Genomic DNA, 25,448 nt, shown 5'->3' with positions numbered 1-25,448 from the left:
TAGACTTATATACAAGTAATTCTTTAATTGCTTAAATATCTTTCAGGTATTAATGATAAATTAAAAATATGATCTACAAATTTCCTCTTGCTGCATGTGCAGAAATGTTATGGACCGATAAGCCTTTTGATTGGAGAGTAAGTCGTTTAACTGAAATGGGGTTTGGCGTAGGTATTTGGAATTGGATTGATCATGATGTTGATCAATTAGAAAAAATAAAAGCCAACTATACCATTATGAATGGATATTTAGTTGGATCCTTAGCTGATGAAAAGGGTGCTGATGAATTAATTAAATCTATAAAAGAAACAATTGTTGTTGGAAAAAGATTAAATGTATCTAGATTAAATTTACATGGTACGGGACTAGGCGAAGGAGGAATTCCAATAAAGCAAAATAATAATCCATCTAAGGAAATGTGGATTAAAGCTAATGATACTTTAAATAGAGTTTGTGACATTGCAGAAAAAGAAGGTGTTGTTTTTACTCTAGAAAATTTAAACCTTTTAGATCACCCAGGTTGTCCATTTAATTCTACCGCTGATGTTTATGAATTAGTATCAAAAATAAATAGGCCTCAATTGAAAATAAATCTTGATTTATATCACACACAAATAGGTGAAGGAGATGTGATCAGGTGGTGTAAGAAATGTCTAGATTACATTGGTGAAGTTCAAGTTGCAGATAATCCAGGAAGGTGTGAGCCAGAAACTGGTGAGATGAATTATAAATTAATTGCAAAATCACTTTATGATATGAATTATAGAGGACCAGTTGGTTTGGAATCTTTTGCCTCTAACAATCCAGAATTAGCTTTAGAAAGATTTGAGAAAGCTTTTACTATTGATCTTTAATCTCTGAAATTTACGAAATCTATAGGAAGCCCAATATCAATAGCTTTAATTGCTGCTATAGCTTCTTGAAGATCATCTCTTTTTTTACCATCAACTCTTAATTCATCACCTTGAATTTTAACCTGAATTTTAAGTTTAAGTTTTTTAATATCGGCTATAACTTTTTTTGCATTTTCTTGGCTAATACCTTCTTTAAGTTCACTTACTTGTCTTATAGCACCACCTGAAGCACCCTCTGAACTTTTTACTTCTAAAACTCTTGGATCTACTTTTCTTCTTACCAAATGAGTTTGTAATAATTCATTAACTTGCTTTAATTTTAATTCATCAGGAGCGTTAGTGGTAACTGATTTATCTTTTCGCTCTATAGTAATGTGTAGTCCTTTAAAATCGTATCGATTGCTAATTTCTCTTAAGCAATTTGCTAAAGCATTATCAAATTCTTGATAATTAATTTTACTGATGACATCAAATGAAGGCATAATTTAATTTTTTTATAATAAAGTATTTTTTATTAAATGTAATTAAAGATAAAGTAAATCTCAAGTTTATGAAAAAAAATATCTCACCACAAAAAGCAATGTTGCATCTTGCAAATTCTCTTAATTTTAATTTGCCAAGTAATAATCTCAATAAAGGGTTGAGTTTTTCTTTATTTAAAGTTGAAATTTTATCCGGTTTAACAGTTGCTTTAGCTTTAGTTCCTGAGGCTATTGCCTTTGCTTTTGTTGCAGGTGTTGCACCATTATCTGGTTTGTATGCAGCATTTATTGTTGGATTAATCACAGCTGTATTTGGAGGTAGACCTGGTATGATCTCTGGTGCAACTGGTGCCCTTGCAGTTGTAATGGTTTCATTGGTGATGGATCATGGAGCTGAATACTTATTTGCAACAGTGGTTTTAATGGGTGTTCTACAATTAATAGCTGGAGCATTGAAACTTGGAAAATTTATTAGAATGGTTCCCGAGTCTGTCATGCTTGGCTTTGTTAATGGTCTTGCAATCGTCATAGGAATTTCACAGTTAAGTCAGTTTAAGATTGCTGATGAAACTGGAAATATGGTTTGGATTTCAGGAGATGTTTTAATTTACTCTATTGTATTTGTTTTATTAACGATGTTCATAATTTGGTTTTTACCAAAACTTACAAAAATTGTTCCATCCACATTGGCTGCAATTTTATTTACAACTATTTTAGTAACTGCTCTTAACATAGATATTCCAAGTGTTGGTGATTTAGCGAGTGTTAAAGGAGGTTTGCCAGAGTTTTCTATCCCAAGTATTCCCTACAATTTTGAAACTCTAAAAATAATTTTTCCTTATGCATTTATACTCGCAACCATTGGATTGATTGAGAGTTTATTAACTTTGAATTTAGTTGGAGAGATTACAAATAAGAGAGGTGGAGCAAGTCAAGAATGTTTAGCACAAGGGCTTGCAAATTCTGTTACAGGTTTTTTTGGTGGTATGGGTGGATGTGCAATGATTGGTCAGTCAATGATCAATGTTCGATCTGGTGGTAGGACCCGTATAGCTGGAATTGCTGCTGCTTTGTTTTTGCTGATGTTTATTTTGTATACTTCAAAATACATAGAAATGATCCCAATTGCTGCACTAGTTGGAGTGATGTTTATTGTTGTAATTGGAACTTTTGCTTGGAGTTCAATCAAATTTTTAATGGTGGTTCCAAGAACAGATGCTTTTGTTACAGTATTAGTTACCATAGTGACTGTATTAGAAGATTTAGCTGTAGCTGTAATTGTTGGGGTAATTGTTTCAGCCTTAGTTTATGCATGGAAAACTGCATCAAGAATTAGAGCAATAGAAAGACCTTCAAAATCTGATAAAGGGGCAAAAGTTTATGAAATAGAAGGGCCTTTGTTTTTTAGTTCAGCAAATAGTTTTTTAGAATTGTTTGACCCATCTAAAGATCCAAAAGTAGTGATAATTGATTTTGCAAAATCAAGAGTAATTGATCAATCTGCTTTAAAGGCAATTGAAGATGTTGCTCAAAAGTATGATAGTTTTGGAAAAAAAATTAAACTTAGACATCTTTCTCAAGATTGTCATAAATTATTAAGCAAAACTGGTCAGTTAATTGTTGATAACAAAAATGATCCTAAATACAGCTTGGCAGTAGACTATGGTGTTAATTTAAAAATCTTTAATAAATAAATTTAAGGTGAGTTCAAAAATTAAAATTCATATTAGAAACAATCATTGGAAAGAGGGATTTTTGCCTTGTGATGCTGAAGGTGAGAAAAATAATACAATAACCAAGGAAGAAATTGAAAAGGGTTTTGACCAATATCCTGAGTTAAGGGATAAAGTTGAATATGTAATTGATTGGGATGATGATAATTTTGTCTCGTCGATGCAATCAGCTGACATTTTACTTGGCTGGCAATTTCCAACACAAGATTTAAAACAAATTGCACCTAATCTTAAATGGATCCATGTGATTTCTGCTGGAGTTAATCATTTATCTCCATTTGATTGGATGAGCGAAGATTTAGTTTTAACAAATAGTAGTGGAGTTCATGCAAAAAAAGCAGGTGAGTTTGGGTTGATGAGTATTTTAATGCTCCAAAATCACATGACTAGAATTGTAACCAACCAAAAAAATAAAGAGTTCGTATCTTTACTTGGAAAACCAATAGAAGGTAGAAAAGTAGTTGTTGTTGGAACTGGTTCTTTAGGTGGTTCAATGATTAAACATATCAGCAAACTTGGAGCAGACGTTATTGGTATAAATAGAAAAGGAAAAGATGTTGAGGGGTGCTCTAAAGTTATTACATTTGATAAAATTGATGATGTCTTGCCTGATGCTGATTTTTTATATCTAGCAGTTCCAGAAACAGAGGAGACTAAAGGATTAATTAATAAATCAAGATTAGATAAATTAAAATCTACTTGTGGGATTGTAAACATTGGAAGGCAATCTGTTTTAGATTACGAAGCTTTAAGAATTAAACTTCAAAACAATGAAATTGCTGGAGCGATTTTAGATGTGTTTTCACAAGAACCTATTCCAAAAGCATCAAACCTTTGGGATACTCCAAATTTAATTATTACTCCTCATATTTCATCTGATAGTGAGGGCAATTATATTGAAATGGTTCTTAAAATTTTCTTTAAAAATTTAAAATTATTCACAGATAATAAAGAATTAACTAATCAAATAGATAGAAATTTAGGATACTAGTTACTATATATATAAAGAGCATATGTTGAAAGTATATTTAGCAGGAGAAATTCACACAAATTGGCGTGATGAAATTATTGATGAATGTAAAAAACAAAATTTAGACATTCAGTTTTCATCTCCAGTTACCGATCACGCATCCTCAGATGATTGTGGTGTTGAAATTTTAGGTCCTGAAGAGAAAAATTTTTGGAAAGATCGAAAAGGGGCTAATATCAATTCAATTAGAACAAAAAAATCCATCAAAGATTGTGATGTCATCATTGTTAAATTTGGTGAAAAATACAAACAATGGAATGCAGCATTTGATGCTGGATATGCATCTGCATTAAACAAATCAATTATAGTTATTCATAGTGACGACCATCAACATGCTCTTAAAGAGGTAGATGCTGCAGCTTCAGCAGTTGCTTCAGATCAAAAACAAGTTGTCAGAATTCTAAAATATGTTCTAGAGGGCTCTTTAAAATAAAATAATGAAATTATTAAAATCGTTATTTGTTATTATTTTTTTTATCTCAACAAATTCGTACGCTGAAATTTATAAATTAAATTGTAAGTATTCAGAGGAATTAGGTGGGGGCAACAAAAGTGTTAAAACTTCTGTTTGGTATATAAACAACGAAAAAAAGATGATCGCTCTTGCAAAAATAAATAATTCTAATGTTAAATACACTTCAAATAAATGGGATAGTAAAAGTTTTGGAGTCAAAAATGATGAGGTATTTATTAATCGATCCCAAATGAAAATTAAAAATAATATTTATGAAGTAGGCGCAAGCACAAACAAGGATACCAAAGAAATTATCTTAATGGCACTGAGTGAAGAAGGTTTAGATAAAGATCCAACTTGGATTAAACTACAAAAAGATACTAAAAAGTTATTAGCAAAAAAAAATACCCCTGAACTCGAGAAGCAAGTTGAAAAAATTTATAAATTGAATGATCAAGTAGTAGCAAAATGGACAATAGAGCAAAAATGCTCAAAACCAAGTAAAGTAAAAACTGCTAAGAAAGATCCTCTTAATAAAGTTAAAGACAAGTTAAAAGAAACTTTAGATAAAATTAATTAATATTCAAGATCACTAACAATTGGTTTAATTGAGTTTTTATATTTAATATGAAAAAAATACTTTGGTTTAGACACGATTTAAGAATTGAAGACAATGAAGCTTTCAACAAAGCTTGTAATGATGGAGAAGTCTTACCAATTTTTATTTATGATGAAGATTATTGGAAATTAGAAACATCTAGTTCGTTTCATTTAAATTTTACTAAAGAAAGTTTAGAAGAATTAAATAATGAACTGATAAGCAAATATAATTCTAAAATTTCTATATTTTATGGAAATACAATTGAAATTTTAAATAAATTAATTAACCAATTTAAAATTACAGATATTTTTACCAACCAAATATTTAGAAATAAATACACACTAGATTTAGATCAAAAATGCTCTGAGCTCTTTGTTGAAAAAGGAGTTAATTGGCATCAATTACAACAATTTGGAATTCAACTTGAAAATAGAAAAAGAAATTATTGGGCTAATCAGTGGAATAAATTTATAGATAACGGACCACAAACTATTAAAGCTAATTGTAAATTTTTAACCACAGAAACATCATCTATTGAGGTCAAAACAAACCAAATTGATGGTTCAAATATTCAAAAAGGTGGAAGAACTCAAGCGCTTTCACTCTTAAATAGTTTTTTAGAACAAAGATCTGAAAATTATCAAAAAGAAATGTCTTCACCAATTACAGGTGAAGTTGCTTGTTCAAGATTAAGTCCTCACATTACTTATGGCACTATTTCATTAAGAGAAATTAATCATGCAATTGATAATGCTAAACAAATCAATATGTCTTTTAATAAAGTTAAATCTTTAAGATCTTTTAGAAGTAGACTTGCTTGGCACTGTCATTTTATTCAAAAACTTTATGATGAGCCTGAAATTGAATATCAAAATATGAATAGAGCTTATGATGGTATTAGAGAAAATGATTTTAATGAACAGTATCATCAAGCCTGGAAGGATGGTTTGACTGGTTATCCTTTTGTAGATGCTTGTATGAGATATTTAAAATCAAATGGATGGATTAATTTTAGAATGAGAGCCATGCTTGTATCCTTTGCATCATACCAACTTTGGCTTGATTGGAGAAAAACTAGCAAACATTTAGCAAGATTGTTTACTGATTATGAACCCGGAATTCATTATTCCCAGTTTCAAATGCAATCAGGCACAACGGGTATCAATACTATTAGAATTTATAACCCCATTAAACAATCAACAGATCAGGATCCAGAAGGTGAATTTATTAAAAAATGGGTGCCAGAATTAAAAGAAATACCTAATAAATTAGTCCATGAGCCTTGGAAACTTACATACATAGATCAAAAGGGTCTAGGAATTGAAATAGGTAAACATTATCCAAATCCAATTGTTGATCACCATTCTTCATCAAAGATTGCAAGAGATAAGATTTGGATGGTTAAAAAAACAGAAGAGGCAAAGTTCAATGCCAAAAAAATCTTAGAAAAGCACGCAAGTGCAAAAGGTAGACGATAATCTTTTAAAAGTGCAATTTAATTAACAAGATTTAAGAAATAAAACTTGTGTTATTTAATATTAATGTAATATGCGTGATTTAATTAAACATATGAACTTTTTTTCAGCCCTTGCAGATTTTGTTCTTAAGAGAAGAATAACAGTTATTGTTTTTGGTTTCTTGGTTGCACTAGGACTTATGGCAGGAGCACCAAATCTTAATTTCGATACTGACGCTAGAGTTTTTTTTGACAAAAATAATCCAGATCGGATTGCTTTAGATAAATTTGAAGCAGCGTATTCAAAAGATGACAACCTTATTTTTATCATATCCCCAAAAGATAAAAATATTTTTACTGCAGAAACATTAAAAGCAATTGGTCAATTAACAGAAGAATCTTGGCTCCTTCCTTATGTAAGAACTGTAAACTCTTTAACTAATTATCAAAATAGTTATGCTGAAGAAGACAGTCTTGTTGTAGAAGATTTAATCACTGACATAAATAATATTTCTCCTGAAGATGTTGCAAAAGCCCAAGAAGTAGCAAACTCTCGAATTGAACTTAAAAATACTTTCATTAACAATGACAACTCTATTTCTCAGGTAAATGTATTGTTCAGACTTCCTGGAAAGAATGCCATTGTAGAAGTACCGTTTGTTATGGGTGAGGCTGAAAAGCTAAAAGAGAAATTTGAGGCAAGTAATCCCAATATCAAAGTTAGGTTGGCTGGTTTTGTACCATTAAACAATCAATACAGCGAGTCAGGACAAGACGATTCAGCTACTCTTACACCTCTGATGGTTGTGGTCATATTAATCTCAGTTGCAATAATTTTAAGAAGTGTTTTTGGGGTTGGTTTAATATTTATTATCATCATCCTTTGTGCTGGATCTTCCTTAGGTGCACTAGGTTGGTCTGGAACCAATATCAATAATGCAACTGTTGTTGCTCCACTTATGGTGATGATTTTAACTGTGGCTAGTACAGTTCACATCTTATCTTCAGTTCGTCAGACAATGACTATTACTTCAGATCGAAACGAGTGGGTTAGAACAGCAATTATTGATCATGGTCCTGCAATTACTGTTGCTTGTCTTACAACAGCTGTAGGATTTCTTTCTTTAAATTTTTCTATTTCTCCTCCCTTTAGACAGCTTGGAAATATTGTCTTTGTTGGTGTGATTGCAGCTCTTTTTTACACATTAACAATGCTGCCCGCACTGATCAGTTTGTTACCTATGAAAAAAATAAGTTCGCAAGCCTCAATGGATAAAGGAATGTCAGGACTGGCAGAGTTTGTAATAAAATGGAAAAATTTTCTTTTGATTTCAACTGCTGCACTTGTAGTTGTTTTAGTTTATGGAATTACTAAAATTTCATTGGAAGACGATTTTTTAAGATATTTCGATAAGAAATATGAATTAAGACAATCAATTGATTATTATGAGGAAAATTTTGGAGGTCTCAATGCACTTGAATATTCTATTAATTCAGGAGTTGAAAACGGTATAAATGATCCTGAATACCTGCAAAAGGTTGATGATCTTGTTAATTTTATGAGAAACCAACCAAAGGTAACGAGTGTAAGGTCTTACACAGATGTCGTAAAAAGATTGAACCAAAACTTTAACAACGACAATCAATCGTTTTATAAAATTCCAACTACTGAACTCGAAGCAGCTCAATATCTGTTTCTTTATGAATTATCACTTGGTTATGGGTTAGATTTAACTGATCAAATTAATGTTAATAAATCTGCTCTTCGTGTAACAGCAAATGTTGCTAATGCCACCACTAAAGAATTTTTAAATTTAGATAAACAAATTCAAGAATGGTTTAAAGACAACGCGCCTGAATTAATGACAAAATCAACTGGACCTTCTCAAGTCTTTTCACAAATTTCATCAAGAGATGTTCCAGCTATGCTGAAAGGAACAGGTTTTGCCCTCATTGGTATTTCATTTATTATCTTAATTGTAATTAGAAATATTAAATATGGACTAATGAGTTTAATTCCTAACTTGTTACCTGCTGCAATGGCGTTTGGGTTGTGGGGATACTACACAGGAAGTGTAACTTTAGCTGTCTCTATTGTAGTTGCAATGACATTAGGAATAGTTGTCGATGACTCGGTTCATTTTATGCTGAAATATGCTAAGGCTAGAAAAAAAGGTAAGTCACCAGAGGATAGTGTTCGAGAAGCATTTCAAAAAGTAGGGATGGCACTTACAACAACAACAATCGGTTTATTTTTAGGTTTCTGTGTTTTGGCTCAATCAGGATTTACAGTAAATAAAGATATGGCCCAGCTTACTGCAATCACTGTTGTTTTTGCTTTAGTTGTTGATTATTTACTTTTACCACCAATATTAATTTTGATTGATAATTTTAAACAAAAAAGGAAAGCATCAATATGAAATATTTAATATCAATTTTTATAACCCTAACCATTTGGTGTACATCGTTATCAGCTCAAACCAATGAAGAAAAAGGTTTAGAGATTATTGAAAAAAGTATTGCCTTAGACAATGGTTTTATCGACAGCACTGTAGAGGGACAGATGGTTTTAAAAGATAAGTCTGGAAATGAAAGTGTTAGAAAATTTAAAAACCTAATTTTTGAAGAATTAGATGATACACTTGGAGATAAAAGTATTATAGTTTTTACAGAGCCAAGAGATGTAAAAGGCACATCGCTTTTAACTCATGCCAAAATAGAGCCTCAAGATGATGATCAATGGTTATATCTTCCAGCTCTTAAAAGGGTAAAAAGAATTTCTTCTTCTAATCGTACTGGTAAATTTGTTTCCTCAGAGTTTTCTTATGAGGATTTATCAACTGATGAACCAGAAGATTATACTTTTACTTGGATCGAAGATGGACCGTGCTTAATTGAAACTTCTCTTACATGTCACTTGATTGAAGCAACTCCTAAAAACAAAAAATCAGGTTATTCTAAAAGAGTAATTTATGTTGATACTGATGAATTTTTATATCAATCAGTTAAGTTTTATAACCGAAGAGGTGATTTAGAAAAAGAACTACATTTCAAAGGTTATCAAAAATATTTAGATAAATTTTGGAGAGCAGACACATTAGAAATGACTAATCTTCAAACAGGAAAATCGACAGTAATTGCTTGGGAAAATTATCAATTTCAAACTAATTTATCTTTGAATGATTTTAAACCTGAGAAGTTAGCCAAAATGGCTAGATGATTATTAGATTTTTAATTATTTTATTTATACTTATTAATACTAGCTCCTTAGCAGAAACATATACGGAGCAGTACGGAGAGGTAGAAGTAAGTTCATCTGTATTTTTTGATGATGTAGAAGGTGATGATCGAAAAAATACTCTGAATTCATCATCACTCAAGTACAACTTCTTTTTTGAAAACAATAATTTATCTGGAAAATTAAAAATAAATTCTGCAATATCAGATCCTGAAGCAGCTCAAGATATTGATTTTAATGAAGCTTATTTAGAATACGCTAATAATGATTTAAGTTATTTAGTTGGTAATAACATAATTTTTTGGGGTAAGAATGAATTTTATAACCCCGTAGATATCATTAATTCAAAAAACTTTTCAAATGGTTTGGCTCAAGGTGAAAAAAAAGGTCAAACGATGGTAAATGTTAAAAGATACTTCGAGTCTAGTGAATTAAATTTTTTTATATTGCCAGCAGCAACTAATACATACCCCACTTCTAAAGTAAGACCTCAATTAGCGCTCGATGTTGATACCACCAATACCTATGCTGATGGAGGAAGTAAAGATAATATAGGAATGGCAGTACGTTGGTCAGGATATATTAATGAATATGATTACGGACTTTCATTTTATGAAGGAAATACAAAAGACCCTGCGTTAGTTTTAAATTCAGGTAAATTTGTTCCAAAATATTCTGAAATTACACAATTAGGTTTAGATCTTCAGGCTACAAAAGGAGATACTTTGTATAAGAGTGAAGTGGTTTATCGTGAAAACCAATATGATTATAACGGTAATATAGAGGATTATACTAATTTGATCCTTGGTATTGAGCACAACAATTATGGAATTTTAGAAAAGAGTTGGGATTTAGCAAATATAATTGAATATTCTTACGATACTCGTAGCACAAAATCTCACCATGGTTATCAAAACGATCTATTTTTAGGTGCTAGACTTGTACTTAATGATATTGAAGACACTCAGTATTTTGTCTCTATTCAAAATGATTTAGATAAAAATACACGTGCTTTAACTTTTAATTATGAAAGTAGATTTTTTTCATCTCTTAGAGCTGGGATTGATATTTACCACCCTTTAAATCTTGAAGATGACAATCATCAATCTTCTTTTAAGGATGAGAGTAATATTAAATTTTACACCAGTTATTCTTTTTAGATTTAATTATCTTTATTTTTTTAATCAAAAATAGTTAGATCAAATTATCTTTACCTAAGGACAAAAATATAATACGATTTTATTATGAATCTTAATCTTTTTACTCATTGTCATAGACTGGCTAGAGTTGGCTTGAGTTCAAAGTTATCATCTAATTTATTTAATTTATTACTTCAAAAAGTAGACTGTAAAAATCATATAAATTCTTCAACGCCCACGAAATTGTAATCACTTCTTTTTTTAAAAAATTAATTTTAATTAAAGGAGAATTATGGAAATAAAAAACATTGTTAACTTAAAAAATTACCCAATTGATCAAACAGGATCAAAAGAGTACCAAGATTTAATTTCTAAAAATAGAGAGCTACTAGATAAAGATGGATGCTGTGTACTGCCAAACTTTGTTCTTAGCGAGTCTTTGAAAAGAATGAAGGAAGAAGTTGAAAGAAATCTTCCTAAAACTCATTGGACCAAAGATCATCACAACCCTTACTTTTCAAAAGATGATGAAAATTTATCAAAAGATCATCCAAAGAGAGTATTTTCATTTAGAGAAAGTGGATACATTAATTCGGATGATTTAGAGGAACAATCTGATTTAAATAAAATTTACGAGTCTGAAGAAATGTTAAAATTTATTTCAGATAGTTTAGGAGTTTTTCCTCTTTATCGATGGTCAGATCCTTTAGGAAAAAATCCATACAGTATCATGCATAAAGATCATTACTTTCCTTGGCACTTTGATGGAAATGAATTTACTTTAAGTATTTTAGTTCAAAAAGCTGAAAAGGGTGGATTGTTTGAATATTCACCTGATTTAAGAAGCACTGAAAATGAAAACTTTGATGAAGTTACAAAAGTACTTAGAGGTTCAAGAGACAAAGTTAAATCATTAGATCTTCAACCAGGGGATCTTCAAATATTTAAAGGAAGATTTTCTATGCATAGAGTAACAAAAATAGAAGGAAATACTTCTCGTTACATTGCATTACCAACATATGTAAAAGATAGTTACAGGGTAAATAAACCTGAACACTCTAAACAAGTTTACGGTAAAGCACTTCCAATTCATTATGAACGAAATAATGTTGAAGTAGATGGTTTAATGGATTGATATGAAAATAGGTTTTATTGGTTTAGGAAATATGGGTATGCCAATGGCATTAAACTTGCATAAATCTAAAAAAATAGATTTATTGGGTTACGATGTAAGCGCTAAATCTTTAAAACAATTTAAATCAAAAAAAGCAAAAGCAACAAGCTCATTAGATGAATTAATTAATTTTTCTGATGTAATTATTAGCTGCGTACCGGGACCAAAACAAATTAAAGCATTATCAATTGGTAAAGGTAAAATCATCGATCAATTAGGTAAAAATAAAATTTGGATTGATTGTTCTACCAATTCCTTAACTTGCTTTAATCTTTTAAAAAAAAAGTTAAGTAAAAAAATAAATCAATTTGTTGATGCAACGATATCAGGTGGAAATTTAAAAGCTCAATCAGGAGATTTATCAATATTTATTGGAGGTAACAAAAAGACAGTTAGTAAACTTAAGTTTGTCTTTAATATATTAGGTAAAAACATCTATTATCTAAATAAACCTGGTGCTGGTTATGCTGCTAAAATTGCACAAGTTAGCCTTTGTTATTTAAACTATTTATCACTCTCAGAGTCTTTGATGCTTGGAGTAAAGTCAGGGATTAAACCAAAAACAATGTTAGAGATCATCGATAAAAGTGCAAGTGGTGGTTATACTTCAACAAGATACGGACCTAACATGATTAATGGAGATTATGATCCATCATTCTTTTTAGGTTTATCCATGAAAGATTTAAATCTTGCTAATGAGATTATTAAATTACAAAAATTAAAACTACCAATAATGAACTTAACTTCTAAAATTTATAACAAAGCAATTAAAAAATATGGACCAAATTCTAATCACTTAAAAGTGATTAAACTTTTAGAACAAAATAATAAATTAACTTTTTCAAAGGAGGGATGATGAAAAACAATATAAGCGAAGCAGATTGGAAAGTAAGAGTAGATCTTGCTGCCATGTTTAGATTAACAAATATGATGGGTTGGGATGATACAGTTTGGAACCATATCACAGCAAGAGCTCCAGGAACGGATCATACATTTTTTATGCATGAGATGGGTTTGTTGTATGAAGAGGTAAAAGCATCAAACTTAATTAAAGTAGATGAGCATGGTAAAGTTTTAGAAGGACCTGAAAAAGCTAATACTGCAGGTTTTATTATTCATAGTGCTATTCATTTAAATCATCCAAATGCAAAATTTGTCTTTCATGCACATCCTCCTTCAGCTTTGGCTGCAACAGCATTGAAAGATGGTATCCCTCATTTGGTTCAAGATAGTTCAATGCTTTATGGAAAAGTTGGTTACCATGAGTGGGAAGGGCTATCGATTAATAAAGATGAGAGAGTTAGAATTGCTGAGAACATGGGAGACAATAAGGTTTTGATTATGAAGAACCACGGTCTTCTTACTGTTGGTGCAACAGCTGGGGAAGCTTTTATGAACATGTATTATGCGATTAGAATGTGTGAGGTTGCAGTACAAGCAACAGGTTCAGGTTTACCTCTTGAAAGGGCAACAGAAGAAATGTGGAAATTATCTCAAAAGCAATATGATTTATTTTCACCAGGTTTAAATGAGTGGCCAGCATTACTTAGAAGATGTGATGCTAAAGACCCATCTTATAAAGAGTAATGACAAAAATTAATTCTTTAGATGATATTGTAAAAAATGGCCTTTGTATTGGCTGCGGACTTTGTAAAAGTATTGCAGGTAACTCAATTGAGATGGAGATGAGTGACAAAGGTAATTTAGAACCTAAAGAATTAACACCAATCACTAATGAAACTTTAGAAGAAATTAAAAAAGTTTGTCCTGGTGTGATTGCTGAAGGACCTGAAGATCATAAAGAAAATGAAGGATCTAATAAAGATTTGGTTTGGGGAAATTATTTTGATTTATATTATTCATGGTCTACTGATCCAAAAATAAGATTTCAAAGTTCAACAGGAGGTTTGTTAAATGGTTTGTCTTTATATTTACTAGAACAAAAGAAAGTTAATTTTATTATGCATACCGCAGGGGACAAAGATAACCCTATGCGAAACATTGTAAAATACAGTTATAATAAAGAGGATTTAATTAACTGTGAAAGTAGATCAAGATACGGTCCATCCTCACCTTTAAGTGAATTTCATAAAGCCTTAGATAAAAAACAAACCTTTGCATTTGTTGGAAAACCTTGTGATGCAGGAGCTATTAGATTACTTGCTAAATCAGATGAAAGGGTTGATCAGTATTGTAAATATATATTCACCCTTGTTTGTGGAGGCTTTCAAGAACTTACAAAATCACAAGAGTTTATTGATAGCTTTAATGTTAAAGAAGAAGAGTTAGAGGAGTTTAGATATAGAGGATTTGGTAATCCTGGAAGAATGTATATCAAAACAAAAGATCAAAAAGAGTTTGATAAAGATTATAATTCTTTTTGGGGTGATGAAAGTAATTGGAAAGTTCCCTTTAGATGTAAAATTTGTCCCGATGCAATAGGAGAGAGCTCTGATATTGCAGCACTTGATACTTGGAGGGGTGGATCTCCAAAAGGAGAAGATGAAGGTTTTAACGCTGCAGTGATGCGAACAAAAAAAGGAGTTAAAGTTTTTAATGAAGCAGTTGAAAGTGGTTATCTTGTTAGAGGAGATAAGGTAACCATTGAAGACATTAAAGATTTTCAACCTCATCAAACGAGTAAAAAACAAGCAGTTTATGCAAGACATCTTGGAATGAAAAATAATAATGTTCCAACAATTAAAACTAAAAACCTTAGAATAGAAGAATTGTATAATTTAAATGATGATGAGTTTAACAAACAACAAGAACAAGGTGTTTCAAAGAGATTAGAAAATTAATTCAGTTTATGTTACGTAAATTTTTTCTATCTTTATCTATCTTACTATCTTTGTTTATGTTAACAGGATGTACTTCAATGGATAATTTTTCAAAAAAATTAGGATACAGTAAAGTATACACTGAAATTATAATACAGGCCGAACCAGAAGAAGTATGGGCTGTTATCACAGACCCATCAAATTACAAAAATTGGAACCCTGTAATTGTTAATGCAGTTGGTGATTATGCTATAGGTACTAAGATTGTGAACACCGTGGTTGAAAAAGGAAAGAAGCCAACCAAAATCAAATCAAAGGTAGTTAAGTTTGAGCCACCTTTTCATCTTAATCAATTTGGTGGTTACAGAGGTATTATAACTTTTGACCATCACTATATTCTAGAAAAGGTAGAAGAAGGTACAAAGGTTATTCAAAAAGAGGAGTATACAGGATTTTATGTAAACTTTTGGGATAGCTCTTGGGTGGAACCTGCTTACAATCAAGTGAATGAGGCATTGAAGAAAGAAGTTTTGAGAAGAAAATAAAATACTTATGCGTTTAAATATCCAACGAGTAATGAGATAAAAGCACCTACGTGTACGACCATTATTGCTTTATCTTTCCACATAACTCCAACTGCAAACCAAAGAAAAATCCCTAAAAAAAATAAATAAACATTATAGGGAGTCATATTTAAACCAGTCATCCCGTAACCAATTAATTGAATGATAGTTGCTATCCATTTTACATAATCAACTAATTTTATTTTATTCATGATTAACTATGTATACTTGCTTATGATATATGGTAATAAAATTTAAACATGACTTTATTATTCAATGAAGCACACCCTATACCACTCCATGCTATTATGGCAATGATTGCTATAATTTTAGGTGGCATTCAACTTTCTATGAAAAAAGGTGGACTAATTCATAAATTGTTAGGTCGTATATGGGTAGGCTTAATGCTGATTGTAGCGATAACTTCTTTTTTCATACACGAAACAAAAATGTGGGGAGATTATAGTCCTATACATTTATTGAGTTTATGGACAATTTTTATACTAGGTGTTGGCATTTATTATGTACGTGTTGGAAATATTAAACGTCATAAACAAGTAATGATCGCTACTTATTTTTTTGCTCTAATCCTGACAGGCTTTTTTACGCTTTTTCCAGGACGTGTCATGCATCAAATTTTGATTGGCTGACAATTCCATTACCGCATATACGCGCCAATAACATTGGTAATAGAGGTTAATTTAACTTAAGACTTCTTTTTTGATTTAAATTCTTATCTAAATTTTTGCTTGATAAATATTTCAAATAACCTTTTTTTATCTTTTTCCAATCTTTATCAATGATTGCATACCAGGAAGTGTCTCTATTTCTTTTTTTATAAATTGTTGCTTGTCTAAATATACCTTCAAATTTAAAACCTAATCTTAAAGCAGCTTTATTCGATTTTTTATTTAAACTATCACATTTCCACTCGTATCTTCGGTAACCTAAATTCTCAAAAACATTTTTCATCATAAGATACATTGCCTCTGTTGCTTCAACTGTTCTTTGAAGATTTTTAGCATAAGTAATCCAACCTACTTCAATGGTTCCTATTTCTGGTTTAATTCTAAGATAACTTGCTAAACCACAATAGGTTTTAAGCCTTTTTGAATAAATTGAGTAAAAAAATGGATTACCTGATAACTTGTCAGTAGTTAAATACTTCTTAAAAGAACTAAAAGTCTTATAGGGTCCTGTTGGCATATAAGTCCAATCAATTCCTTTTTTGTCTAAAGAAAAGTTTTTATACAAATCTTTAGCATGCTTTTTTGGGTTAACTGGTTCTAAAAAGCAATATTTACCAATTAATTTTTTCTTTGAAGGGTATTTTGCTTTATTAAATTTTACACTAAAGCCTATTTTCATTTTTTTTCTTAACTGATTTATCTCATTATCAGATATCAAATTTTTCTAATAAGAAATTGATTAATAAATTGTAAATGAATGCAAAACTAAAAATATAAAATAGAAAAATTGCTGCTTTAGAATTAAATATGTATCCGGTTGAAGTTAAAAGAACCAAGAAAAAGCTTATTGATAAAGCAAGTTTAGATAGTGCTTTTTTCTTTAAATGAGATTTAATAACTTTTTCCTTCATATATCCTATTAACTAAAATACTTAATATACCAATGAATTTTAAAAAATATATATGGAAATGTAGATTGTTAGTTTTGAATACTCCAAACTACAGTAATCAAGAGTACAAAAGTTCAAAAGATATTTACCAAAAGTACATTAAAGAATTTCACAAACGATTTATTAAATTAGTTACAAAATTAGATAAAACTAAAAACTTTAGTGTGAGTTTAATTGGTTTTGATGGAACTGAAAAAGCTAACTTAGATACTATAAATCTAAAAAAAATATTTACCTTGGTTGATAAAATGCCAATGAATAAAATGATTAAGGATAAAAGTTTTAAACCTTTAAATCTTTCATTATTTTCTGATTATAAACCTGAGACAACTTTACATGGCTTAGGTTTTAAGAATAAAGAAAAGGCGCTTTATACAGTTAAAGCAATTAAAAAAAGATCAATCAAGTATCAAGTAAATGTTATTGCAACAATGCTCGGAAGAGCAAAAAATCATCCTAACAAAACTAAAGATATGGATGACGCAATTTTGATCTTTGAAAAGTGGATGAGAATGTATAAAAAAAATAAAAAGGAACAAATTAAAGAATAGTATAAATATAATCACTTATTAAAATATGACTTTAATTGAAATAGTAGCTTTAATAATTTTTTTATTTCCTCTAGCTTTTAGCCCAGGACCTGGGAACATGTTCTTTGCAGCTAATGGAGCTAGATTTGGTTTTGCTAAAACTTTATCAGCAAATTTTGGTTATCATCTTGCAACGATTATAGTTACTTTTCTTATTGGTTTTGGTTTTAATATATTTTTTTCATTTATTAATGATAAATATCAATACATTCAAATAATTGGATCATTATATGTAATCTATCTTGCTTATAAATTCTTCAAGGCAAGCACATATGAAAATAACAATCAAAATTTAAAATGTACTTTTGTTGATGGAGTTATACTTTTGGTATTTAACCCAAAAGCTTATGTGATAATTTCTTTAATGTTCACAATCTTTTTAGACGGTTCTCAAAGTTTAATAAGAATAATTTTAATCAGTACAATTTTTACAGTTAATAACTGCGTGTCATTTACTCTGTGGACATTATTTGGTGACTTACTAGGTGCAAAATTTAGAAATGAAAAATATTCAAAAATATTAAACAAATTCTTCTCATTGTCTTTATTTTTGGTTGGTATATGGATGCTTTCAATTAAAATTTAAAAAAACAAAATATGAAAAAACTTTTATCTGCAATAATTCTTAGCATCTTAAGCACAAGTGCTAATGCTGATGATCAACAAACTTTTGTGTTTAATAACTTACAAGGGGATTTCACTAATTGTTATAGTTATTATTTATTGTCTGAAGAAGGTTTTAAAAAAAGTGGTAGTGCTAACGATGAAACTATAGCAGGACTTAATAAATCAGCAGATTTATCATTAGAATCTGTTTTTATGATTGGTCAGCAATTAGGTATGAACACAGATACAATGAGAAATAGAGTTAAAACTTCCTTTGAAAGCATGAAAAAAGAGATGGGTGAAGATTATAAAAACTTTTCATCAGTTTTAGATAAATACGGAATATTTTGTAAGGACTTAATAGAAAAAACAGACGATAGAGTTGTATTCTGGGAAGATAAATTTAAGTAAATTATTATTTAGATAATTAAGGTTTATGTTAACCTAACGTTAACTAATGAGTAATATTTATCATTCAGATATTTATCAGTTCAACAAACCTGTTCCTAGTTATTGGGAAGCAACTTCAAGTGACAATTTAAATTTAGATAAACTTCAAAAAGATATTAGTTCAGAAATAGTAGTTATAGGTGGTGGTTACACAGGTTTACTTTGTGCAATTAACTTAATTGAAAATTATAATTTAGATGTAGTTTTGGTTGAGGCAGGAAAAATAGGTTGGGGTGCTTCTTCTCGTAATGCAGGATTTTGCTGTCTTCCTCCAAGCAAAATGTCTTATAAAAAAATGCAATCTGTTTATGGAACAGAGGAGACTAGAAAATTTTTTAAAAATTCTGTTGAAGGAGCTAATTATACTAAAGAATTAATCGATAATTATAATATTGATTGTGATGTAACAGGTGAAAATAACTTTGTTGTAGCTAATCACAAAAACAAATTTGATCAAATCAAAGAACAAGCTGAAGTTTATAAATCTGAATTTGGTATAGAGACTAAAGTATATTCAAAAGAGGAATTTGATGAAGTAGGTCATGGTGGAACTGAGCAATTTGGAGCTTTTTCATATAAACCTGGATTTGCAATCAATCCTTTAAAATTTGTGAATGGCCTTGCAAAATATGCTTTATCTAAAAAATTAAAAATCTATGAACACACAAAAGTTGAAAAAATTGAAAAAGAAAATGGCTCTTATCTTTTAAGAACTAATGAAGGGTCAATAAAAACTAAAAAAATTGTACTTGCAACTAACGGGTTTTATCAAGAAGGATTAATTCCTGAAATGGATGGAAGAGTATTACCTGTTATATCAAATATTATTGTAACAAGACCACTTACTAATGAAGAGCTTAGCTTACATAATTTTAATACTTACGCTCCAATAGCTAATTCTAAAAACCTTTTATATTATTATCGAAAGTTACCTGATAATCGAATTTTGTTTGGTACTAGAGGAGATTTTGAAGGAAGCGATCAATCAAATCAAAACAGAGCAAATGATATGGAAAAATTTTTAAAAAATATTTTTCCTAAATGGAGTAATGTTACAATTAATTATAATTGGAGAGGTTTGATTGCATTATCTCAAAAGCTCACTCCTTCAATTGGTAAAATAGATAATGAAGAAATTTATTATGGATTTGGTTATAGCGGTGTAGGGGTTAGTGCTGCACCATGGACCGGAAAGCAATTGTCTAAGCTAGTTTTTTCATCAAATAGTAAAGACTTAGATATCTCGTTAATTTACAAAGGTTTACCTAAGAAATTTATTTTCCCACAATTAAGAGTATTTTATTTTAAATTAGCAGTGTGGTTTTATAGAATTAAGGATAAGTTAAATATTTAATGATTGAGTTTATAGATATATTTTTTAATCAATATTTAAGGATATTTGTAGGTATTGTCCTAGTGGGTCTTATTTTGTTTTCTCTATATTATAAGTTTAAGAATAAATAGAACTCCTTTATTGTGTGATTGTTGAGGATTTGGTAATCTTAAACTATTAGATGAAGAAAGATTATGGCCAAAGCTAATGCAACAAGCAAAAATAAGTATTTTAATTCATATATTTTTTTTTAGCTTATTTTTAATATCTTCAGTATCTGCTCATTCTGGCAGAACTAACTCAGAGGGCTGTCATAATAAAAAAAGTGATAATACTTATCACTGCCATAAAAAAATTAATAAAAGTAAAGAGAGTAAAATTTCATCAACCAAAATCAAAGTAATTGATGGCGACACAATTCATCTTGGAAATAAAAAAATTCGTTTTTCTGGGATAGACGCTCCTGAGAAAAATCAAACATGTAATTTAAATGGAGAAAAAATTTACTGTGGGATTATAGCAAAAAAAAAATTAGAAGAAAAAATATCTAACAATATTGTAAAATGTATTAAGGAAGGATCTGATCGGTATAAAAGGATTATTGCTGAATGTTTTGTAAATGATGAAAGCCTATCATCATTCCTAGTACGTTCTGGATACGCTTTTGCATATAAAAAATATTCAAATAAATTTATTGAAGATGAAAAATTTGCTAAATCAAATAAATTAGGATTATGGAAAACCGTGTTCGAATATCCTTGGAAATTCAGGAAAAAAAAGTAGTTTTTTATAGTTTTTTTTTAGGTTACTCTAAGTTCTTAAGTCATTTTGTTAAAGTAAAAATACACCAATGTCGATAAAAAATTCTCTATTTAAATTTCCAGATATTTTTAAAAAAAAATCTTTAGATGCATTAACAAATTCTTCTACAGAATTTCCTTTATTAGATGTTGAGGCGCTATGTGAGGAGTGGCAGGTTGCTAAACTGGGAGATGACGACGGTAAGAAAAATATACCTTCATCATCAACAACTACCCATGGTTCTAATGAACAACAAATTATAGCAAGTTTTTCAGGTGTTTTGACTGAAAGAAAAAATCAAGCAATATCTCATGTTCAAGATTTGGATAGACAATTTGGTAATATGAAATTGAGCGAAATGGTATCCCAACTTAATACATTTGCTAGGAATGCAAAAAATTCATTTGAAAAAGTGATTCAAAAAGCTGCTGATGAATTACAGCAATCAAAATCAAGCTTTGAAAGTTTTAATAAAAAATATGAAAAATTTAAAAGTCAAAATAATTTAGAATATGATCCACATTATCCCCCAAGTAGAGTGTTGTTGTTTTCAATTTTATTTATTGAAGTATTGATCGAGACTTTTTTTAATTTTAGTTTTTTCAAAGATGTTTCAGAGGATTATATTATTGGAGGTGTAATCACAGCATTTTTTCTTTCATTAATAAATGTCGGTGTTTTGGGTTGGTTTTTTGGTAAAAATTGTTTTTGGTATAAAAATCATACAGATAAAAACAAAAAAATCTTTGGCTGGTCTTCATTTGGAGTTTTTTTAATTCTTGCTATTGCACTTAATTATTTTGTTGCAAATTACAGAGCTATTGCAACAAAGGCTACAACTAATGAAACAGTTTTCAATTTTAGCGAAGTATTTGAAAACATGTTTTCGTTAATTCATCCTCTGAGTTTAAATGATTTATTCCTCTTTCTTATAGGATTTGTAGCTGCAATTATTGCTTTCGTAACATCTTATAATATGGATGATAATTATCCTGGTTACGGAAAAATTCATAGACAACTCCAAGATATTAGAGAGGAATACAACGAAACCAAAAGTATAATTGAGGAAGAATTAGATTCTATACAAAAACAACAAATTAAAGATGTTTCGAAATTGTCTGATGATTTAAGAGTTAGTTACAATGTATCAACATCAATAATTGCTGATGAGGAAACATATTTATTAAAACTTAAAAATAGTCACGGATACTTAGAGCAAACCTGCAATGTGTGTTTGCGTAAATATCAAGAGAACAATGAATCAGCTAGAAACAAAACCAAACCTAAATATTTTGGAAAAAAATATAAATTTAATGATGATTTGAAAATTAAAAATAATTTAATAGAAAACAAAAATATATTAAAAAAAGCTTCTGTATATGTTGATCAAATAGGTGTTCACCTTACAAATGCTAAAAATGAAATCACAAATAACTATGAAGCAGCTAGAGATCGTTTTAGAGTTGTTGAAAATAAAAATAAACTTAATTAATGAGTTTCAAAGATAGAAAAAGATCAGGAGATTTAAAGGGTTATTTAATAATAGCTTTGGTGACTATAGTTTTTATTTTTGGTGCTGTATATTTTTTTATAAATGAGGAAAAAAAAGTTAAAATAGACCCCAAAACATTTTGTCCTAAAGAAAATAAGGAAAATTATGGAAAAACAGTTGCTTTACTAGATTTAACAGACAGTTTAAACAAGGCTCAAAAAGAATTTTTTATAAAAGAGATCCAAAGTTTAAAAAAAAATCTTCCCAAGCATCACAGTCTTACAATTTACACTTTGGATGCAAGTCTTGATTTGAAATCAAGTAGAAAAATCACAATGTGCAATCCAGGTACAGTAGATGACATTAACACTACGTATCAAAAAATATCTATTAACCCTAAAGAGATAACAAAAAGATGGAATGAAGATTTTTCAAATCAAATTATTAATGTCATTAATAATATTATAATTGAAGAAGATAGTCAGAATTCTTCTCCTGTAATGGAGATGTTTCAGTTGATAGCTTTAAATGAATTTAAAAACTTTGAAGGTATTGATAATAACTTATTAATTTTCTCAGACATGATTCAGAATACAAATCAAATGTCCATGTATAAAAATGGAATAATTTCATTTTCTGAGTTTAAAAAAGCTGAATATTTTTCTAAAGTTTTTACCAATTTGAATAATAACGTTGATATCGAACTCTTAGTAATAAAAAGAGATGGTTCAAGAATAATGCAGCAAAGTAAAAACTTTGTAAATTTTTGGGCTCAATTTTTTATGAATGGTAATAGAGCAAAAGATTTTAAACTTACTTTTGTTGACGGGTAAATAATATGAAAAAAGTAAAAAAATTTTATTTTGATAAATTAGATGATAGTTCAGTTAAATATGTCTTTTTTGGAACATATTTAATTGGGGCAATTATAATCGCTCTGGGTCCCAGAATTCCAGGAGAATTCACAACAACTTTTATTTTATTTGGTTTAATGATCATTTATTTATTTGGAATACTATTTTTGAATAAAAAATTTAATAAATTTGTTCGTGATGAACAATTAGGGGATAGTTTTTATTATCTAGGATTTCTTTATACATTAACGGCATTGGCAGTTTCTTTGTTTAGTATTGAGGAAAATATTAATGATTTGTTAAAAAATTTTGGTGTAGCAATCACAACAACTTTAGTAGGTCTAATTGGCAGGATAGTTCTTAGCCAATTTCGTGAAAACTTAGATGAAATTAAAGAAAAAGCAGAAGCTCAAATTTCTGACTCAGCAAGAAAACTAAATACTCAACTTATTGCCTCAATCGATATATTAAAAAACCAATCAGTTAATATATCCAAAAATACTGATAAAGCCTTACAAGATAGCTCATCTAGTTTAAGAAAATATATGGAAGAAAATAGCAAAATTCTTCAAGATAGTACTCAGAAATCAAAGGAGGTAATAGACGAGTTCAATATTAAGGCTAACGATATAACAAAAAAAATATCAAAAATTAATATACCAACTGACAAATTTATTGAATTTCAAGATGCAACAGATGGTATTGTTAAGACTTTAAATGATTTAGAGGCAGGTCTAAAAAAAAGTTCAGCTGAAAGTGAAATACACAAAGTTTCAGAAAACTTTAAATCATTAAACGCATCAATTTCAAATCAATCAAAACTTCTTAATGAAGAATTTGCTAACAGCAAAGAAACTCTTGAAGCACTTTCAAAAAATCTGGTCAATGTTGCTAAATTTATCTCTGACAATTTAAAAAAAAGTAAGTGATTAATCTTAGAGAACGTAGACGCCAGTTATTAAATCTTACTATTACAGAGATAATTTTAATTTTATTATTTCTTATTTTATTGATTACAGCTTCTCTTATTCAAAAAAATAGAGACCTTGAAAATGAAGTTGAAAAATTAAATATATTAAATGAAGAGTTTAGAGCATTAGATGTTGATGCAGCAAGGCTTGTTGAGTTTAGAAAATTTGAAGACGCTATAAAAGAATTAAAAGAGAAAAATGGCGACTTTGCCGAAATGGAAATTGAGGAAATTATAGGTGAATTAATATTGGCTCGAGATAACTACAATGAAATAAAAAAAAAGGATACAGAGATTGCAAAATTGATGAATAAATTAAAAGATTATGAAAAAACCAAAGATCAATTAGCATATTATAAAGAACGTTATGGAAACGATAAGCCTCCATGCTGGAAGAAAGAGGGAACCATTGCAAGACCAGAGTATTTATATGATGCTATTATCAATGATGTAGGAGTAGTTCTTTTAAATACAGATAGCAGGTATCCACACAGGATTGCTGAGAGAAAAGCACTTCCTTTAAATAGTATAGTAGAAAATATTACGCTTAGTTCCGATCAATTTTTAAGTCAAACAAAAGATGTTTTTGAATTAAACAAAGAAACCTGCAGACATTATCTTTTGGTCAAAGATCAGTCAGGAAATAATAAAAACCACTTTAAAAGATATTTGAGCGCAATTGAAGATCGATTTTATAAATATGAAGATAAATAACAAAGATAAGATCAATGAATATTTTAATGATGTCAAATCAGAAATCATTTTTAAAGCTTTAAAAGAGAGAAGCTTTAAAGGTGTAAGAAGATATGAAATCAATCATTTGTTAAAAACCTATAATATGAATCAAGTTTATTCATATTTAAAAATTAGATACAAAAAAAACAATTATTTATATATTTATTCTATTTCCTTAATTTTATTTTTAACAATATTTCTAAGTTTTATTGCTTACAATCAATTCTATTTAGAAAATAACATTATAGATCAATATTTGAATTTGAGATTTGTAGAAAATTTTAAAATCAATAATTTCTTTAACATTTTACTAATAATGATCATGATTAATTTTTTTTTAATTCTATATGAATTAATAATAAAAATACGTAATATAAAGTTTATAAAAAAAATAAAAACGTAAAGACAAAAAGTATCAGTATTGTTGATGATTGTGAGGTTGTGATTAATTTAATATTAACTTAAAATATAAAA

General features: G+C 29.2%; 29 protein-coding genes. 25 read left to right on the top strand and 4 right to left on the bottom strand.

Annotated features, from left to right (window positions below):
- Positions 1–68: 68 nt before the first annotated feature.
- Positions 69–854: a TIM barrel protein gene (locus tag VP90_RS02090; RefSeq protein WP_262589406.1), complete on the top strand. Its 786-nt coding sequence runs from the start codon at positions 69–71 to the stop codon at positions 852–854.
- Here VP90_RS02090 and VP90_RS02085 read toward each other — a convergent pair.
- The gene (locus VP90_RS02085; RefSeq protein ID WP_262589405.1) at positions 851–1,336 is read right to left on the bottom strand and encodes a YajQ family cyclic di-GMP-binding protein; all 486 of its coding nucleotides are present in this window, start codon (positions 1,334–1,336) and stop codon (positions 851–853) included. The two genes, VP90_RS02090 and VP90_RS02085, sit on opposite strands and share 4 nt — an antisense overlap.
- 98 nt (positions 1,337–1,434) lie before the next feature.
- Between VP90_RS02085 and VP90_RS02080 the strand changes: the two genes are divergently transcribed.
- The 13 genes from VP90_RS02080 (at position 1,435) to VP90_RS02020 (ending at position 15,486) form a co-directional block, all read left to right on the top strand.
- Positions 1,435–3,030 (top strand): SulP family inorganic anion transporter, encoded by a 1,596-nt coding sequence (locus VP90_RS02080; RefSeq protein ID WP_425321974.1) that lies wholly within the window; start codon positions 1,435–1,437, stop codon positions 3,028–3,030.
- 7 nt (positions 3,031–3,037) lie between these two features.
- Positions 3,038–4,060: a D-2-hydroxyacid dehydrogenase gene (locus tag VP90_RS02075; protein ID WP_262589403.1), complete on the top strand. Its 1,023-nt coding sequence runs from the start codon at positions 3,038–3,040 to the stop codon at positions 4,058–4,060.
- A gap of 22 nt (positions 4,061–4,082) precedes the next feature.
- Entirely contained in the window at positions 4,083–4,532 is a 450-nt protein-coding gene (locus VP90_RS02070; RefSeq protein ID WP_262589402.1) for a YtoQ family protein, read from the top strand.
- Between the two features lie 4 nt (positions 4,533–4,536).
- Complete coding sequence (locus VP90_RS02065; RefSeq protein ID WP_262589401.1) at positions 4,537–5,133, top strand: hypothetical protein; 597 nt, start codon at positions 4,537–4,539, stop codon at positions 5,131–5,133.
- A gap of 47 nt (positions 5,134–5,180) precedes the next feature.
- Positions 5,181–6,632: a cryptochrome/deoxyribodipyrimidine photo-lyase family protein gene (locus tag VP90_RS02060; protein ID WP_262589400.1), complete on the top strand. Its 1,452-nt coding sequence runs from the start codon at positions 5,181–5,183 to the stop codon at positions 6,630–6,632.
- Positions 6,633–6,723: 91 nt separating this feature from the next.
- Positions 6,724–9,030 (top strand): efflux RND transporter permease subunit, encoded by a 2,307-nt coding sequence (locus VP90_RS02055; protein WP_262589399.1) that lies wholly within the window; start codon positions 6,724–6,726, stop codon positions 9,028–9,030.
- On the top strand, positions 9,027–9,830 hold the full coding sequence (locus VP90_RS02050; RefSeq protein WP_262589398.1) for an outer membrane lipoprotein-sorting protein: 804 nt from the start codon (positions 9,027–9,029) through the stop codon (positions 9,828–9,830). The genes VP90_RS02055 and VP90_RS02050 overlap by 4 nt, the downstream gene beginning before the upstream one ends.
- Positions 9,827–11,008, top strand: a complete 1,182-nt coding sequence (locus VP90_RS02045) for a hypothetical protein (RefSeq protein WP_262589397.1) — start codon at positions 9,827–9,829, stop codon at positions 11,006–11,008. Before VP90_RS02050 ends, VP90_RS02045 begins: the two co-directional genes overlap by 4 nt.
- Positions 11,009–11,279: 271 nt before the next feature.
- The gene (locus tag VP90_RS02040) at positions 11,280–12,122 is read left to right on the top strand and encodes a HalD/BesD family halogenase (protein ID WP_262589396.1); all 843 of its coding nucleotides are present in this window, start codon (positions 11,280–11,282) and stop codon (positions 12,120–12,122) included.
- Position 12,123: 1 nt separating this feature from the next.
- The gene (locus VP90_RS02035) at positions 12,124–13,017 is read left to right on the top strand and encodes an NAD(P)-dependent oxidoreductase (RefSeq protein ID WP_262589395.1); all 894 of its coding nucleotides are present in this window, start codon (positions 12,124–12,126) and stop codon (positions 13,015–13,017) included.
- Positions 13,014–13,748 carry a class II aldolase/adducin family protein gene (locus VP90_RS02030; protein WP_262589393.1) on the top strand — a complete coding sequence of 245 codons (735 nt, stop codon included), beginning with the start codon at positions 13,014–13,016 and terminating at the stop codon, positions 13,746–13,748. Before VP90_RS02035 ends, VP90_RS02030 begins: the two co-directional genes overlap by 4 nt.
- Complete coding sequence (locus tag VP90_RS02025) at positions 13,748–14,962, top strand: Coenzyme F420 hydrogenase/dehydrogenase, beta subunit C-terminal domain (RefSeq protein ID WP_262589392.1); 1,215 nt, start codon at positions 13,748–13,750, stop codon at positions 14,960–14,962. Before VP90_RS02030 ends, VP90_RS02025 begins: the two co-directional genes overlap by 1 nt.
- An 8-nt stretch (positions 14,963–14,970) precedes the next feature.
- Complete coding sequence (locus VP90_RS02020; RefSeq protein WP_262589391.1) at positions 14,971–15,486, top strand: SRPBCC domain-containing protein; 516 nt, start codon at positions 14,971–14,973, stop codon at positions 15,484–15,486.
- Between the two features lie 5 nt (positions 15,487–15,491).
- Here the strand turns inward: VP90_RS02020 and VP90_RS02015 are convergent, their stop codons facing one another.
- On the bottom strand, positions 15,492–15,716 hold the full coding sequence (locus tag VP90_RS02015) for a DUF6552 family protein (RefSeq protein WP_262589390.1): 225 nt from the start codon (positions 15,714–15,716) through the stop codon (positions 15,492–15,494).
- A gap of 48 nt (positions 15,717–15,764) precedes the next feature.
- On the opposite strand from VP90_RS02015, the gene VP90_RS02010 reads away from it, so the two are divergent.
- Entirely contained in the window at positions 15,765–16,154 is a 390-nt protein-coding gene (locus VP90_RS02010) for a DUF2306 domain-containing protein (protein ID WP_262589389.1), read from the top strand.
- A gap of 46 nt (positions 16,155–16,200) precedes the next feature.
- On the opposite strand, the gene VP90_RS02005 is transcribed toward VP90_RS02010, so the two are convergent.
- Positions 16,201–16,872: a GNAT family N-acetyltransferase gene (locus VP90_RS02005; RefSeq protein WP_262589388.1), complete on the bottom strand. Its 672-nt coding sequence runs from the start codon at positions 16,870–16,872 to the stop codon at positions 16,201–16,203.
- A gap of 28 nt (positions 16,873–16,900) precedes the next feature.
- Positions 16,901–17,104 (bottom strand): hypothetical protein, encoded by a 204-nt coding sequence (locus VP90_RS02000; protein ID WP_262589386.1) that lies wholly within the window; start codon positions 17,102–17,104, stop codon positions 16,901–16,903.
- Between the two features lie 32 nt (positions 17,105–17,136).
- Here VP90_RS02000 and VP90_RS01995 point away from each other — a divergent pair, with 32 nt between their 5' ends.
- The 10 genes from VP90_RS01995 (at position 17,137) to VP90_RS01950 (ending at position 25,377) form a co-directional block, all read left to right on the top strand.
- Positions 17,137–17,694 (top strand): DUF4174 domain-containing protein, encoded by a 558-nt coding sequence (locus tag VP90_RS01995; RefSeq protein WP_262589385.1) that lies wholly within the window; start codon positions 17,137–17,139, stop codon positions 17,692–17,694.
- A 25-nt stretch (positions 17,695–17,719) separates the two neighbouring features.
- Positions 17,720–18,319: a LysE family translocator gene (locus VP90_RS01990; protein ID WP_262589384.1), complete on the top strand. Its 600-nt coding sequence runs from the start codon at positions 17,720–17,722 to the stop codon at positions 18,317–18,319.
- Positions 18,320–18,330: 11 nt separating this feature from the next.
- Positions 18,331–18,750, top strand: a complete 420-nt coding sequence (locus VP90_RS01985) for a hypothetical protein (RefSeq protein WP_262589383.1) — start codon at positions 18,331–18,333, stop codon at positions 18,748–18,750.
- Positions 18,751–18,796: 46 nt separating this feature from the next.
- Positions 18,797–20,143, top strand: a complete 1,347-nt coding sequence (locus VP90_RS01980; RefSeq protein ID WP_262589382.1) for an NAD(P)/FAD-dependent oxidoreductase — start codon at positions 18,797–18,799, stop codon at positions 20,141–20,143.
- A 186-nt stretch (positions 20,144–20,329) separates the two neighbouring features.
- Positions 20,330–20,905: a thermonuclease family protein gene (locus VP90_RS01975; protein WP_262589381.1), complete on the top strand. Its 576-nt coding sequence runs from the start codon at positions 20,330–20,332 to the stop codon at positions 20,903–20,905.
- A gap of 67 nt (positions 20,906–20,972) precedes the next feature.
- The gene (locus tag VP90_RS01970; RefSeq protein WP_262589380.1) at positions 20,973–22,415 is read left to right on the top strand and encodes a hypothetical protein; all 1,443 of its coding nucleotides are present in this window, start codon (positions 20,973–20,975) and stop codon (positions 22,413–22,415) included.
- On the top strand, positions 22,415–23,248 hold the full coding sequence (locus VP90_RS01965; RefSeq protein ID WP_262589379.1) for a hypothetical protein: 834 nt from the start codon (positions 22,415–22,417) through the stop codon (positions 23,246–23,248). The genes VP90_RS01970 and VP90_RS01965 overlap by 1 nt, the downstream gene beginning before the upstream one ends.
- 5 nt (positions 23,249–23,253) lie before the next feature.
- On the top strand, positions 23,254–24,198 hold the full coding sequence (locus tag VP90_RS01960) for a hypothetical protein (protein WP_262589378.1): 945 nt from the start codon (positions 23,254–23,256) through the stop codon (positions 24,196–24,198).
- Positions 24,195–24,953 (top strand): hypothetical protein, encoded by a 759-nt coding sequence (locus VP90_RS01955; RefSeq protein WP_262589377.1) that lies wholly within the window; start codon positions 24,195–24,197, stop codon positions 24,951–24,953. The genes VP90_RS01960 and VP90_RS01955 overlap by 4 nt, the downstream gene beginning before the upstream one ends.
- Entirely contained in the window at positions 24,940–25,377 is a 438-nt protein-coding gene (locus VP90_RS01950; RefSeq protein WP_262589376.1) for a hypothetical protein, read from the top strand. Before VP90_RS01955 ends, VP90_RS01950 begins: the two co-directional genes overlap by 14 nt.
- The last annotated feature ends 71 nt before the right edge of the window (positions 25,378–25,448 follow it).

The sequence above is a fragment of the Candidatus Pelagibacter ubique HIMB140 genome, from assembly GCF_025558165.1.
In the GTDB taxonomy this organism is placed as follows: domain Bacteria; phylum Pseudomonadota; class Alphaproteobacteria; order Pelagibacterales; family Pelagibacteraceae; genus Pelagibacter; species Pelagibacter ubique_T.
Note: the sequence above shows the minus strand (reverse complement) of the source record. Positions and strands in the feature narration are given on the sequence as shown.

What these genes read in the sequence shown, in the direction of transcription:
- VP90_RS02090 (WP_262589406.1), top strand. Translation starts at nt 69, where the DNA reads ATGATCTACAAATTTCCTCTTGCTGCATGTGCAGAAATGTTATGGACC.
- VP90_RS02085 (WP_262589405.1), bottom strand. Translation starts at nt 1,336, where the DNA reads ATGCCTTCATTTGATGTCATCAGTAAAATTAATTATCAAGAATTTGAT.
- VP90_RS02080 (WP_425321974.1), top strand. Translation starts at nt 1,435, where the DNA reads ATGTTGCATCTTGCAAATTCTCTTAATTTTAATTTGCCAAGTAATAAT.
- VP90_RS02070 (WP_262589402.1), top strand. Translation starts at nt 4,083, where the DNA reads ATGTTGAAAGTATATTTAGCAGGAGAAATTCACACAAATTGGCGTGAT.
- VP90_RS02065 (WP_262589401.1), top strand. Translation starts at nt 4,537, where the DNA reads ATGAAATTATTAAAATCGTTATTTGTTATTATTTTTTTTATCTCAACA.
- VP90_RS02060 (WP_262589400.1), top strand. Translation starts at nt 5,181, where the DNA reads ATGAAAAAAATACTTTGGTTTAGACACGATTTAAGAATTGAAGACAAT.
- VP90_RS02055 (WP_262589399.1), top strand. Translation starts at nt 6,724, where the DNA reads ATGAACTTTTTTTCAGCCCTTGCAGATTTTGTTCTTAAGAGAAGAATA.
- VP90_RS02050 (WP_262589398.1), top strand. Translation starts at nt 9,027, where the DNA reads ATGAAATATTTAATATCAATTTTTATAACCCTAACCATTTGGTGTACA.
- VP90_RS02045 (WP_262589397.1), top strand. Translation starts at nt 9,827, where the DNA reads ATGATTATTAGATTTTTAATTATTTTATTTATACTTATTAATACTAGC.
- VP90_RS02040 (WP_262589396.1), top strand. Translation starts at nt 11,280, where the DNA reads ATGGAAATAAAAAACATTGTTAACTTAAAAAATTACCCAATTGATCAA.
- VP90_RS02035 (WP_262589395.1), top strand. Translation starts at nt 12,124, where the DNA reads ATGAAAATAGGTTTTATTGGTTTAGGAAATATGGGTATGCCAATGGCA.
- VP90_RS02030 (WP_262589393.1), top strand. Translation starts at nt 13,014, where the DNA reads ATGATGAAAAACAATATAAGCGAAGCAGATTGGAAAGTAAGAGTAGAT.
- VP90_RS02025 (WP_262589392.1), top strand. Translation starts at nt 13,748, where the DNA reads ATGACAAAAATTAATTCTTTAGATGATATTGTAAAAAATGGCCTTTGT.
- VP90_RS02020 (WP_262589391.1), top strand. Translation starts at nt 14,971, where the DNA reads ATGTTACGTAAATTTTTTCTATCTTTATCTATCTTACTATCTTTGTTT.
- VP90_RS02015 (WP_262589390.1), bottom strand. Translation starts at nt 15,716, where the DNA reads ATGAATAAAATAAAATTAGTTGATTATGTAAAATGGATAGCAACTATC.
- VP90_RS02010 (WP_262589389.1), top strand. Translation starts at nt 15,765, where the DNA reads ATGACTTTATTATTCAATGAAGCACACCCTATACCACTCCATGCTATT.
- VP90_RS02005 (WP_262589388.1), bottom strand. Translation starts at nt 16,872, where the DNA reads ATGAAAATAGGCTTTAGTGTAAAATTTAATAAAGCAAAATACCCTTCA.
- VP90_RS02000 (WP_262589386.1), bottom strand. Translation starts at nt 17,104, where the DNA reads ATGAAGGAAAAAGTTATTAAATCTCATTTAAAGAAAAAAGCACTATCT.
- VP90_RS01995 (WP_262589385.1), top strand. Translation starts at nt 17,137, where the DNA reads ATGAATTTTAAAAAATATATATGGAAATGTAGATTGTTAGTTTTGAAT.
- VP90_RS01990 (WP_262589384.1), top strand. Translation starts at nt 17,720, where the DNA reads ATGACTTTAATTGAAATAGTAGCTTTAATAATTTTTTTATTTCCTCTA.
- VP90_RS01985 (WP_262589383.1), top strand. Translation starts at nt 18,331, where the DNA reads ATGAAAAAACTTTTATCTGCAATAATTCTTAGCATCTTAAGCACAAGT.
- VP90_RS01980 (WP_262589382.1), top strand. Translation starts at nt 18,797, where the DNA reads ATGAGTAATATTTATCATTCAGATATTTATCAGTTCAACAAACCTGTT.
- VP90_RS01975 (WP_262589381.1), top strand. Translation starts at nt 20,330, where the DNA reads ATGCAACAAGCAAAAATAAGTATTTTAATTCATATATTTTTTTTTAGC.
- VP90_RS01970 (WP_262589380.1), top strand. Translation starts at nt 20,973, where the DNA reads ATGTCGATAAAAAATTCTCTATTTAAATTTCCAGATATTTTTAAAAAA.
- VP90_RS01965 (WP_262589379.1), top strand. Translation starts at nt 22,415, where the DNA reads ATGAGTTTCAAAGATAGAAAAAGATCAGGAGATTTAAAGGGTTATTTA.
- VP90_RS01960 (WP_262589378.1), top strand. Translation starts at nt 23,254, where the DNA reads ATGAAAAAAGTAAAAAAATTTTATTTTGATAAATTAGATGATAGTTCA.
- VP90_RS01950 (WP_262589376.1), top strand. Translation starts at nt 24,940, where the DNA reads ATGAAGATAAATAACAAAGATAAGATCAATGAATATTTTAATGATGTC.